This is a genomic window from Pseudoalteromonas sp. CO342X, assembly GCF_004208915.1.
Classification (GTDB): domain Bacteria; phylum Pseudomonadota; class Gammaproteobacteria; order Enterobacterales; family Alteromonadaceae; genus Pseudoalteromonas; species Pseudoalteromonas maricaloris.
Genome location: NZ_SGPH01000041.1, coordinates 80,993 through 93,597, shown reverse-complemented (window position 1 = coordinate 93,597; position 12,605 = coordinate 80,993). Strand labels below are relative to the sequence as shown.

Sequence of the window (12,605 nt, the reverse complement as noted above, 5' to 3'; positions counted from 1 at the left end):
TACCAAAGGAAGTATCACATGGACACGTTGAAATATAAAAAGCTGTCTTTAGAAAACTTAATACCAACTTCAGTTTATCGTTCTTTAGCATTTAAAAAAATATGTAAATCAATAAAAGAAAACAATGGTGTCATATATAAGCTTGCAAATAGTTATGACGAAAGAAAGCAAGCGATAAACTTAATTGATTACATGTATAAAGAGAGAGGCATTATACCTAAAAACCAGCCTATGCCTGAGCTTACAGCCTTCAATCTTAGTTCAAGTTCGACTGTATTTATCGCAAAGAAAGGCGATGAAGTTGTTGGTACTTTATCTCTAATAGAGGACTCATACATTGGATTACCAATGGAGAGCATTCACCAACAAGAGATATTGTCGATTCGTCAAGCTGAAAGGAGAGTTGCAGAAGTAGGTGCATTGGCAGTTAAAAAAGGATTTGGCGTTTCATTGATGCTGTATAACATTATGTTTCGCTGGGCTAAGCGCTCTCGATATATTGATAACCTCGCGATATCTGTTCACCCAAGCAGTCTAAGATTTTTCAGAGATGTGTTGTTATTCAGTCAGCTAGGAAAAATAAAAAATCATCCTAAATATAATAATGCTCTAGCGGTAGCTCTAACTCTCGATGTACCTAATGCAATCCAGAAATTTAAAGAAATATATAATCGCTCAGGTTTTATGATAAATAGCAACACAAATCTTTATGAATTTTTTTGTGAGAAAAAGTTTGACAACGTTTTCATTCCTGAAAGCTCTCCATTTGAGCCTGAGTTTCAAAAAATACCACAATGGAGTAAAGAGGATACTGAACTCGCACTAAGTGAGTTTCAAATTAATTTTGAAAACATGTCGAAAATAAAAGATTTTTATTTTGAAAGTTTTAAATCATTGAATAGGAATGGATAACAATGGACATTGGGCTTATTAAAACAGCATATAGAGAGCTACTTGGACACTCGGACTTTGTTCGAGAGGCTGAACCTGAATTAATTATGGATAATATACCGGCTGTGGAAGCTTACACTGAAGGTGGTAGAGATTCAGGAACTCTGTCTGGCACTTATTTATATCATTTATCCAAAACATGCTCTTTACTATCCCCTAATGATAGAGTGCTAGATTTAGGGTGTGGTTCAGGTATTTTGCTAAGCATGATTGCGCAGTTAAATCCGCAATGTCAATTTTTAGGTGTTGATTTATCACTCCCGATGCTTGAAAAAGCAAAGAAGATATCTAATGATAAAGGGCTTTTTAACATTAGTTTTCGTGAGGAGGATATTTGTCAATTGAGCACTATTAAAGATAATAGTATTGATGTTTTATGTTCTTCGATGGCATTACACCACCTTCCCGATTTACATCATTTAAATGAAACTTTTAAACAAATATCTAGAGTATTAAAGCCTGGTGGATTTCTATACATAAATGATTTCGGAAAATTAAAAAAAGAAAAATCTATAGATTATTTTGTATCCCGCTCTGGCTTGGAGCAAAATTCTATACTGGCAAAAGATTACTATTACTCACTTAAAGCAGCATTTTCAATAGAAGAGTTCAAAAAAGTTGTAAGTGATAACCTAAGTAGTGATTTTAAAGTATTTTCCACACCAATCAGTCCAGTATCTGTAGTTATTACAAACGGGAAAAAAAAGAAAAATAATAGCTTAGATAATTCAATATCTAAAATGTATCAGCGTTTACCAAAGGACAGAAAGTCGGATTTTAATCAACTTAAATTATTCCTACGTATTTCAGGGTTAAATTTTTAAAATGAACGACTTTACAAACTCAACAGATCTGCTCGAGACGTTATTCGATGAGCTATCAGACTCTGTCGAAGCTCACTTTGGTAACAACATCGATCAGCTCTCTATAGCAGACACAATTAAGAGAGCGAGCTCGATACAAGGAGTTGTTTACCCACTTAACGTTGAGGTAATTAAAGATATAGTCAAGATAGCTAACACTTATAATCTCGTACTACATCCTGTGAGTACAGGAAAAAACTGGGGATATGGTTGCGCCGTTCCTCCAACGGAATGCGATGGCCGAATCAGTATTATAGTTAATTTATCCAAGTTAAACGAAATTGTTTATTTCGACGCCGAACTAGGACTTATAGAACTTCAGCCAGGAGTTACTCAAGGTCAATTGTATAAATTTTTCCAAGATAGAAACGCTGACTTTTTAGTTCCTGTTACAGGGGCTGGACCTGATTGCAGTATACTTGGTAACGCACTTGAAAAAGGTTATGGAATAACACCGATTTCAGACCATTTTCAGTCCATAATCTCAATAAATGCAGTGTTGCCGAATGGGGAAGAATATAAATCTCCCATGTCGGAAATTTTGGAGGAAAAGGGATATCGTGCCGCATATAAATGGGGAATTGGCCCATATTCAGACGGCCTATTTTGCCAAAGTAATTATGGAATAGTCACTAGTGCCACAATCACTCTAGCCCGCAGAACACCTGAGGTAATGTCATTTTACTTTTGGCTGCCTGAGTCAGAAAGCCTCGAAAGCATTGTAAATTCAGTTAGAAATATTTTGTCAATTCCCAGCTTAGGAGTTGGTGGGATTAACATTATTAATTCAACTCGCACAATCACGATGAATTCTACACTAGCATCTTTAAGAAATAATAGAAATACCAACCCACTAGATCCAAATGAGATAGAAAAATATGCATCGGTACACAATATCAAATCTTGGTTTGGGTTTGGTGCCATATACGGAACTAAAGACAGTGTAAAGTCAGCAAAAAAATTCATTAAAAAACAGCTGTCCCCTAGTACTGTAAAAATTCTCTTTATCAATAAAGCAAAACTCAGTTTTCTGCAGTCAGCCGTAAGCTACTTGCCTAAGGTTTGCTCAGAAAACGTAACTACACTCCTTGAAAAAATGGGTAAAGGCCTATCAATGATGGCTGGAAAGCCAGACGAAGTAGCCCTCCCCTTAGCATATTGGAGAGCAAGAAATCCTCCACCCGATGAAAACCTCAACCCTGCGAGAGATAAGTGTGGACTGCTTTGGTATGCACCAATAGTATCTATGTCAGGGAAGGATTGTGATCGTTACGTCAAGATGGTTACAGATATATGTAACGTTTATGGCTTTGATGCTCCAATCACTTTAACGAGCATCTCACCTTTTGCTTTTGATAGCACGCTTCCAATACTCTTTTCAGCGAGCAGCACAACCGAAAGTGAGCAAGCGATAGCTTGCTATAAAGCTTTGTATGAGGCCGGTTTACGCAATGGATTTGTACCGTATCGAATTGGCTCTGGGCAAGTACAACTATTTAATGAACGACAGCTAAGTGCACATAAGCTAACTAGAAACATAAAATCTAGTATCGACCCAAATCACATTATCTCTCCAGGTAGATACGTTTAGCTTTCGTTAGATCGTAATTAAGGAAAAACAATGAAAAGCGACTTAATCATAATGGGTTCCGGTATTGCAGGTAACCTAGCTGCTATGTACTTCAGAAAGAAATTCCCTGATATAAATGTAACATTAGTAGGTAAGCAAAAGTCACGTTCTCCTTTGGTTGGGGAATCCACTGTAGAAGTGACCGTCCAATTTTTAAATGCGATTGGATTAAGTACTCTGCTAGAAGAAAAACATTATCATAAATATGGTTTGTCTTATTACTTTAAACAATCTTACGACAAAAAGTGTAACAAATATGTTGTACATGAAGCCCCCGGAATAAACCGACTCCCGTCTTTTAATCTAAATCGCAACGTATTCGATCAAGATATTAGAGATATCAATGCGACATTAGGAATACGTAGAATAGATCAAGATGTACAGGAGGTTATTTTATCTGATAATAGTGACCATAAACATCAAGTTGTTCTCAAAGGGCAAAACGGAGAGACCACCCACATTGACGCTGACTGGGTTATTGACGCGAGTGGAAGACGAAGACTACTAGCCAAACAATTGCAACTGCATAAAGCCCCAGCTTATCAACGCAGCTCTTTTTGGTTCAGGATGAATTCGTTTGACCGTACAAAACTGTTTGAAATGACGGATACTCGAGTTAACCACCACTGCTATGATCCATACTATGTTACCCATCATTTTTATGGCCAAGGATATTGGATTTGGATTATTCCTCTCAAAGCGAGTACAGGCAAAGATCACGTAAGTATAGGCATAACCTATCGGCCAGAGCTATTAGGACAAAAAAATGTTCAGTTAGAATCCTTACTAACTATTCTAGACAATGACCATCCCTCCATTTCAGCCATGATACGTTCGGGTAGCATAGATGATACATGTAGCTACAACAACTACATGTACGAAGCTGAGCAATATTACTCAAAAAGCGGCTGGTATTTACTTGGAGATGCCGCTTTCACTTTTGACCCTGCAAACAGTGCAGGTCTTGCTTATGTTGCACATGAAATCACTCAGATAGCATCTATGATTAGCAAGGATCGAAATCATGAACTTACACAGGATTATGTTGACGCAATGGAGCGTCATGTAAAAGCTCAATTAGCACTCCAAGATAGTTGGAGTAATTGGTATCTCATTATGAACGACCCTCTCAAAATGGCTTGGACACTTAAAGTCGCCAATATGGGCTATTTCCATGTCGTACTACCTAATTTCATCAACGGTAGTTACCTAGATGGCCGCTCTGCTAACCATTTTGCAAAATTGCTTCCCCGCTTTAGTAAAGAAAATGCTCCTAAATGCTACCCTTTTCCAGAGTTACTAGAGCTTATAACTGAACAAATAGATCCGTCTCAACCATTAGCTCCTGAATTAATACCTAACCTCTATGAAAAAACAATAAATTTTAGATTATACAGGGCGACTAACGATAAAGATCGCGCTCGATTCGTTTCTCGATATTTCTTTAAACTAGCTCGACTTCGCCTATATGTGATGAAAAAAGTAAAATGGCAATTCAACATAAAGCATGGAGTAGTCATGACCAAGAGTCTTATTGCAATTGCCTCAGACCTCATAAAGTCTACTGTAATTTTCTGTATTCCCTCGTTTTATGTGAAGAAAGCGAAGGTAAACTCTTCACTTTCTTCTCCGTACACAAATATGGGTGATCATTTACGTTGCTTAACGCACGATAAAAAGCACACCCCCCCTCTGCAGTCGATGATGAAAAATGACGACCAACCGGCTCAGGTTGACTCAAGAGAAATATCAGAAATGGAAATGTAAACATATGTCTGATACACCTTACATATGCTGGAAACGAGGTGCATTTGTTATTGCCGAAGACATTTTGAATGGTAAGGTGACTTCATTCCAAGTCGTACAGGCCGCCATTCAAACATGTCTACGCAACAGTAAACTCAATGCAGTTGTCATTGAGCGTTTTGCTTTAGCTTTGAAAGAAGCGAAGGCAGCGGACTTGATGATCCAATCAGGTAAGGTTGTTGGACCTTTACATGGTGTGCCGTTTACAGTAAAGGAGAGTCTTGGCTTTGAAGGACTTCCTCATACAGTTGGATCAATGAAACGCATAGAAAAATACGCATCGAATGATGCCACTGTTGTCGCCCGTTTAAAAAAGGCTGGTGCTATTGTTATTGGCCTTTCAAACTGCTCAGAAATGGCGTTGTGGCCTGAATGTAGTAATCCAGTCTACGGAAAAACCTCTAACCCTTGGAATTTGAACTACACCTCTGGAGGCAGCAGTGGAGGTGATGCTGCCGCAGTTGGGGCTGGTATCGTACCTTTTGGCGTAGGAACCGATGGTGGTGGCTCAATAAGGATCCCTGCGGCTTTTTGCGGAGTCTATGGCCATAAACCGTCGGGAGGCCTAGTTCCATTAACAGGCCACCCTCCTCTTCATGATACTGGACTAGAAAATCAGGATGCTCAAAAAGTCGCAGCATTTTTTTGCGCAGGCCCAATAGCTAAAACAGCTAAAGACTTAATGCCGCTATTAAAGATCATGGCAGGCCCTGATGGCCTGGATAAGAACGTCAAACATTTACCCGCTTTTTCTAGCTGCGACATTAATATAACAGAAATTTCTGTATTTATGTGCTCATCACCTAAGGTTACCTTTGCAAGAGCTGTTGCCGCAAACGTGAGTGAGCCTATTGATGTATTGGGTCAAATGTTTGCTTCAATGGGGGCCAATGTACAATCATGGAACCACCATGCCATTAAAGATGCATTGATGATATGGATTGAAGCAGTACAGCACCTTTCCATTGCCGAACTTATATCAGATGGTCAAGGAATCCGTCCAATTCAGGAGTTAGTTAAATACATGCTTCATAAAAGCCAGTATTCACTTCCTGCTATTTTAGCAACACTAACTTATCAGTACTCACTCCCAATCCTCAAAAAGTGCGTCAGCCTTGATCCAAAAACACGACTAGGGTTACAAAAAGACATCGAAAATCAGCTTGGAGACAATGGTATATTGATTATGCCTGTATTTCCAAGCGCGGCGCCAAAACATGGCAAAATGCTCTTCCATCCCGCCGATTTCGCTTACGCAGGCTTATTCAATGCACTAGAATTACCAGCTACATCTGTACCTTTAGGTTTTGATGAGAACGGATTGCCAAAGTCAGCACAAATAATTGCAGCAAAAAACATGGACCATCTATGTATCGCTGCCGCCTGTTTGATTGAAGAAAAGTACAAAAGCAGTCTAACCAAATCGGCTGATTAGACTGCTTTGCTAGACTAACAGAGCCAACTTTTTTATTGTTAAAGAAAATCCACAAAAATAAGGAATTCAATATGGATTATGTCTCTCTCAATCGTGCGGCATGGGAAGAACGAGCCAAGGCACATTTTGACTCTGAGTTTTATGACGTCAATCGCTTTTTACAAGGTACCTCTTCGCTCAATCACATAGAATGTGAGCTACTCGGTAATGTATCAGGCAAGAGTCTGCTTCACCTACAATGTCACTTCGGCCTAGATAGCCTATCATTCGCAAGGTTGGGGGCTAAGGTAACTGGTGTCGACTTTTCAACAGAAGCCATTACGCGAGCAAATACATTGGCTCAACAAACTGGGCTTGATGCCTGTTTTATCTGTCGGGATATCACGCAATTTGGGCTTGAGAATACCACACAATTCGACATTGTCTTTGCATCCTATGGCACCATTTGCTGGTTACAAGATTTATCTCAGTGGGCTGCCACTATTGCCCGTGCATTAAAGCCCGGCGGTCAGTTTTGTTTTGTGGAGTTTCACCCAAGTATTGACCTTCATTTAGGTTACCCTTACTTCCCACAAACTCAGCCGGATATTAGCGAAGAATCAACCTATACCGAGAACCACCAAGATAGCAAACAAACCATTGCGACTTGGCCGCACTCAATCGCCGAAGTGATGCAGTCATTAATGCAAACAGGTCTTACAATTACCCACTTTGATGAGCACCCTTTTAGTCCATATAACTGCTTTGAAGGTTTAGAGGCGGTGTCTGGACACGGCTTTCAGTTATTGAATAAAGGGCATCAAGTGCCATTGCTATTTTCAATATTGGCGAATAAAGCGGAGTAGAACTCACTACTCCGCCACATATTTTTTCATCTCCAATACAATCACGAGACTTTTTTGCACAACCCTTACGCACCTAGTTAACTACCAACATACAATATGGTCTTACAAGCTTTCTGTTCCAAGCCAATTATTGCAAAAGACTAAATTAAAGTTTCACTTCAAAAATATTCTTGCTATAGAAGATAAACATAACACTTTGATAAATTAAATTTTTTATCGATTTATTTTTCCGAATATACCAATTTGTTTTTCTGGATTTTCTCTTTCTAATTTGTGAACTAAAGTTTAACACGCAGTTTGAGACACACTTTAATTACGAGGGAACCTCCCATGAATAGAAAATCTAGAACGATGTTGTCTGCCGTCGCGCTCGCAGTAACAACAACGCTATCAGCCCCGAGCTTTGCAGCAATGAGTGAAGCAAAAACCAACCAATTTTGGTGGCCAGAACAACTAAACCTAAGCCCATTAAGACAACACAGCCCAGAATCCAATCCTTACGGCGCAAATTTTGATTATGCTGCTGAATTTAGCAAACTAGATCTTAAGCAAGTCAAAAAAGACATTGAGCAAACACTCACCGATTCACAAGACTGGTGGCCTGCCGACTGGGGTCATTATGGTCCCTTTATGATCCGTATGGCATGGCATAGCGCCGGGGTCTATCGTGTACACGATGGCCGTGGTGGCTCGGCAGGTGGCCAACAACGTTTTGATCCGTTAAACAGCTGGCCTGATAACGCAAACTTAGACAAAGCAAGACGATTATTATGGCCGATTAAACAAAAGTACGGTCGTAGCCTATCGTGGGCAGACTTAATGGTCTTAGCGGGCAACGTTGCGCTTGAGTCAATGGGCTTTAAGACCTTTGGTTTCGCCGGTGGCCGTCAAGACGATTGGGAACCAGATTTAGTTTATTGGGGTCCAGAAGATGCTTTCTTAAAAGACGAGCGTCGCGACAACAAGGGCAAACTAAAGGGCCCATTGGCAGCAGTTGAAATGGGACTTATTTATGTCAACCCTGAAGGTCCACACGGTAAACCAGATCCATTACTTGCCGCAAAAGATATTCGCATGTCATTTGGTCGCATGGCCATGAACGACGAAGAAGTGGTCGCACTTATCGCGGGTGGTCACACCTTTGGTAAAGCACATGGCGCGAAAAAGCCATCTGATTGTGTGGGTAAAGAACCAGCCGCTGCAAAGATTGAAGCACAAGGTCTAGGTTGGAAAAATAAATGCGGTTCGGGTAAAGGTGCAGACACCACAACAAGTGGTTTAGAAGGGGCTTGGACGGTCACACCAACTCAATGGTCAACCAATTATCTCGACAACCTAATGAATTTCAATTGGGTAATGACAAAAAGCCCAGCAGGAGCGACCCAATGGATCCCTGACAACAAAGCTGCGGCAAACCTAGTGCCAGACGCCCACATTGAAGGTAAACGCCACGCACCAATAATGTTCACCACGGATTTGGCATTAAAATTTGACCCTGAATATCGTAAGGTTATTGAACGCTTCCGCAAAGATCCAAAGCAATATGAGTTGGCGTTCGCGAAGGCTTGGTTCAAATTGACCCACCGTGATATGGGTCCAAGAGCCCGTTATGTGGGCTCAGAAGTACCAAGCGAAGTACTGACTTGGCAAGATCCAATTCCAAAAGCGGATTACAAGATGATTGATAATAAGGACATAAGCGCCCTGAAAAAATCAATCTTGAACTCAGGTCTAACAAAGCAAGAACTGATCAGAACGGCATGGTCTGCAGCATCTAGCCACCGTGTTACTGATATGCGTGGTGGTGCAAACGGTGGCCGTTTACGCCTCGAGCCTCAGGTAAGTTGGGAGGTAAACAACCCTGACGAAGTAAACAAAGTACTAGCTACATTGACGGACATTCAAACCCGCTTTAATAAGCGCGCTGGTAAAAAAGCGGTCTCTATTGCCGACTTGATTGTGTTAGGTGGTTCTGCAGCAGTTGAAAAAGCCGCAAACGACGCAGGCTACAAAGTAAATGTAGCGTTTAAACCGGGCCGTACCGATGCCTCACAAGCACAAACAGATGTCTTATCATTTAGCTATCTGGAGCCAAAAGCTGACGCGTTCCGTAACTATTACAGTGATGAAGCATTTATGTCACCAACTGAAATGTTAGTAGACAAAGCCAATATGTTGGACCTATCTGTACCTGAAATGACGGTACTATTAGGCGGCCTACGTAGCTTAGACGCAAACTACAAAGGTTCAGAGCACGGTGTATTTACTGACAAACCAGGTCAGTTGAGCAACGACTTCTTTGTTAACCTGCTAGATATGTCGACTAAATGGTCAAAAGTAGAGGGGCAAGAAGGCTTATATGAAGGTCGTGACCGTAAAACTGGAGAGATAAAATGGACGGCAACACCGGTTGATTTAATCTTTGGTTCTAACTCTGAACTTCGCGCAATTACCGAAGTCTATGCATCGGACGATGCCAAACAGAAGTTTGTAGACGATTTTATCGCCGCTTGGGTGAAGGTAATGCAACTAGACCGCTTTGACTTAAAATAAACCAATTAAGTAGAGCAAACAGGGCCTGATTTAGGCCCTGTTTTTTTATTCGTGCTGCACACCTACTAAGGTCAAAATATAGCTAACATGCGTTTTCGCACCACTTGCCCGCATTGTTTTCATAAGACATTTGTAAATTAGTTTCAGGTACTAGAGATCCCCGGGTAGACAAATATAGTTGATAATTTATCTGACTGGCCGTGGGTAGTTGGCTTTATGCAACAGGTAGAGAGCCGATTCTTCAATTTAGTTTATGCACAAAAAATCGGCGCTTAGCGCGCCGAGTAAACTTAATGATCAATCATATCAGCCAAAATGATGGCTGCGTGGGTTTCCACCGCACCTGAATCGAAACCATACATGTGCCCATATTTGTTCGCTAGCTCGGAATGCACATTATTGATGATCTCTTCTTGCCAGCGTTTGAACCAAATGAAGTGGTTGCCGTCACTAAAAATTGGGGTGTAGGGCGCAACTTCTAATTGTTTACCGACTTCAGTTCTAACATCAGCAATGTATTCCAGCAGATCTTTTACGTCCTTTTTTGAACCTATATTGCCATGACCGCCATTAATAAAGTTCCAGTGCTTACTGAGCGGTTTCCTCAGAAGATTTTGTAGATCCACTTCGTAACCATGGAAATCTTCCGCTCCCGCAAAATTGTAAAACGGCAGCTGATCAGGGTTAATCATGTCAGCGAAATGCAGCACGCGATCGCTTGGAATTAGAATCATCGTGTTATCCGGTGTGTGACCAGAACCTTCTGGTGCCATCATCTTCAGCCTTATGGAGCCAAATTTGACCGTTTTAGCTCTTTTCAAATCGTACACTTCATTTGGTGCAGGAACTTTAGGGGTTCTCACACCGTTTTCGTTCAATTCAGCGTGAAGGTTGATCTTGTCAGCAACGGTTTGACTAGCGATAACACGGACATGACCCACCCTTGGGTAATTTTTCTTAATTAAGTCAATAAGTTGATTACCTCCACCTACATGATCTAGGTGATAATGAGAATACATAATAGCAGTGATCGGCTTATTGGTAATGGATTGAATGCCTCGAAAAAGCGCATCAATACGACCATCACCAAGAGGGTCAATCAGCAACACCGAGTCTTTGGACACCACAACGGTAGCGTTGTAGTAATTTACTCCGATCCAGTAGGTGTTTTTACCCAATTTTTGTACAGTGAATTTACTGTCATCAAACTGGCGTTCATAAAGGTTATTGATTTTTTGGCCGATTTTCAGCGAGTGCTTTGCTGATGGTTCAACTTCGATTTGAGCCGTTTCACCAGGGAATAAAATTGCGTGTTGGTTATTATGGTCATGGCCCAACGCACTGACATTAAAAGTAAACACTGCAGCAGCAATAGGGGTTAAAGCTAGGGTGGGTAGTTTCATTTTTCTCTCCTCAATAAGATGAAAAAAAGATAAAACAAAAACAAATATATCAAAAATGCATGTTTGTTATAGTATGTAGATCATTTACGCATAACTTTATACGGTGATGGCATGGGTGTACCTGAGTTGAATCTACGCAGTATTGACTTAAATTTGTTAACGATCTTAGAGAAGGTGTTGATCCACAAGCATATTAGTCAAGCCGCTCAAGCATTAAACATGAGCCAGCCAGCAGTGAGTCGAGCCCTGATGCGCTTGCGTAAGCAATTTGCTGATCCATTGTTGGTAAAGGTGAAAAATGAGTATCGTTTAACTGCAAAAGGTGAGCGCCTTCGTAGCGAACTGGAGCTATCACTCACAACTATTCGTCATATGTTGGTGGATGATGAGTTTGACCCCCTGCAATACTCAGGCGTGTTCACTATAGGGGCGCTGGATTTCGAAATGATGATGATTGTGCCGAAATTGTTGGCGCGTTTTCAACAGCGTGCTCCAAATTTGAAATTACAAATTGTGTCTTACAACTCGTTTATACCGCTTCATGACTACTTGGAAAAGGTGGCGGATTTATTACTGTACTCCACAGATGAGACACCCACCAACGTATTTAAACAGCGTTTATTTAATGATAATTATGCCATAGTAATGTGTTGTCAGCATAAATGGGCTCATCAGCCTATGACGTTAGCGCGCTATTGCCAGAACCGACATCTAATCGTTTCTGGTAATGGCTTGTGCAAAACGGATATGGATCATGAACTGAAAAGGTTGAATGCTCAGCGGGAAGTAGTGGCATCTTTACCCCATTTTTCGATGGTGCCGGAGTTATTGATTAACACGGATCTGATTGCCACTTTACCAAAGCGGCTGGTCACTCATTTAAGTAGACGTTATGACATCACGGTAGCCGATTTACCGTTCCACACTGCCGATTTTCAAGTTGAACAATTTTGGCATCTCATTCATCACAACAGTCCAATCCACCAGTGGGTGAGGCAGGAAATAAAAAGCTTGGTGGATGAAGAAATCGGTGAAACGGTGTGAGGCGACTCGATTAAATCGCCTTTCCATTCGGTCTCCCAACTAAGCATTATCTTTATCGATAGTTCTGTTATTAAA

The 12,605-nt window shown here is 40.8% G+C and carries 9 protein-coding genes; 8 read left to right on the top strand and 1 reads right to left on the bottom strand.

Annotated features, from left to right (window positions below; translation table 11 throughout):
• Positions 1 to 18 precede the first annotated feature (18 nt).
• The 7 genes from EXT47_RS21715 to katG all read left to right on the top strand — a co-directional run bounded on the left by EXT47_RS21715 (position 19) and on the right by katG (position 10,083).
• Complete coding sequence (locus EXT47_RS21715; RefSeq protein WP_039496296.1) at positions 19 to 912, top strand: hypothetical protein; 894 nt, start codon at positions 19 to 21, stop codon at positions 910 to 912.
• Positions 913 to 914: 2 nt separating this feature from the next.
• Complete coding sequence (locus EXT47_RS21710) at positions 915 to 1,775, top strand: class I SAM-dependent methyltransferase (protein ID WP_039496294.1); 861 nt, start codon at positions 915 to 917, stop codon at positions 1,773 to 1,775.
• A gap of 1 nt (position 1,776) precedes the next feature.
• Positions 1,777 to 3,405: an FAD-dependent oxidoreductase gene (locus tag EXT47_RS21705; RefSeq protein WP_130127570.1), complete on the top strand. Its 1,629-nt coding sequence runs from the start codon at positions 1,777 to 1,779 to the stop codon at positions 3,403 to 3,405.
• Positions 3,406 to 3,435: 30 nt separating this feature from the next.
• Complete coding sequence (locus tag EXT47_RS21700; RefSeq protein WP_039496292.1) at positions 3,436 to 5,211, top strand: NAD(P)/FAD-dependent oxidoreductase; 1,776 nt, start codon at positions 3,436 to 3,438, stop codon at positions 5,209 to 5,211.
• A 4-nt stretch (positions 5,212 to 5,215) separates the two neighbouring features.
• Positions 5,216 to 6,685, top strand: a complete 1,470-nt coding sequence (locus EXT47_RS21695; protein ID WP_017218739.1) for an amidase — start codon at positions 5,216 to 5,218, stop codon at positions 6,683 to 6,685.
• Between the two features lie 71 nt (positions 6,686 to 6,756).
• Positions 6,757 to 7,530: a class I SAM-dependent methyltransferase gene (locus tag EXT47_RS21690; RefSeq protein WP_130127569.1), complete on the top strand. Its 774-nt coding sequence runs from the start codon at positions 6,757 to 6,759 to the stop codon at positions 7,528 to 7,530.
• 330 nt (positions 7,531 to 7,860) lie between these two features.
• A complete protein-coding gene (gene katG, locus EXT47_RS21685) occupies positions 7,861 to 10,083 on the top strand; it encodes a catalase/peroxidase HPI (protein ID WP_165383833.1) in 2,223 nt (740 codons plus the stop codon).
• A gap of 290 nt (positions 10,084 to 10,373) precedes the next feature.
• Here the strand turns inward: katG and EXT47_RS21680 are convergent, their stop codons facing one another.
• On the bottom strand, positions 10,374 to 11,486 hold the full coding sequence (locus EXT47_RS21680; protein WP_039496288.1) for a VarG family subclass B1-like metallo-beta-lactamase: 1,113 nt from the start codon (positions 11,484 to 11,486) through the stop codon (positions 10,374 to 10,376).
• A gap of 111 nt (positions 11,487 to 11,597) precedes the next feature.
• Between EXT47_RS21680 and EXT47_RS21675 the strand changes: the two genes are divergently transcribed.
• Entirely contained in the window at positions 11,598 to 12,530 is a 933-nt protein-coding gene (locus EXT47_RS21675; protein ID WP_039496287.1) for a LysR family transcriptional regulator, read from the top strand.
• Positions 12,531 to 12,605: the final 75 nt, after the last annotated feature.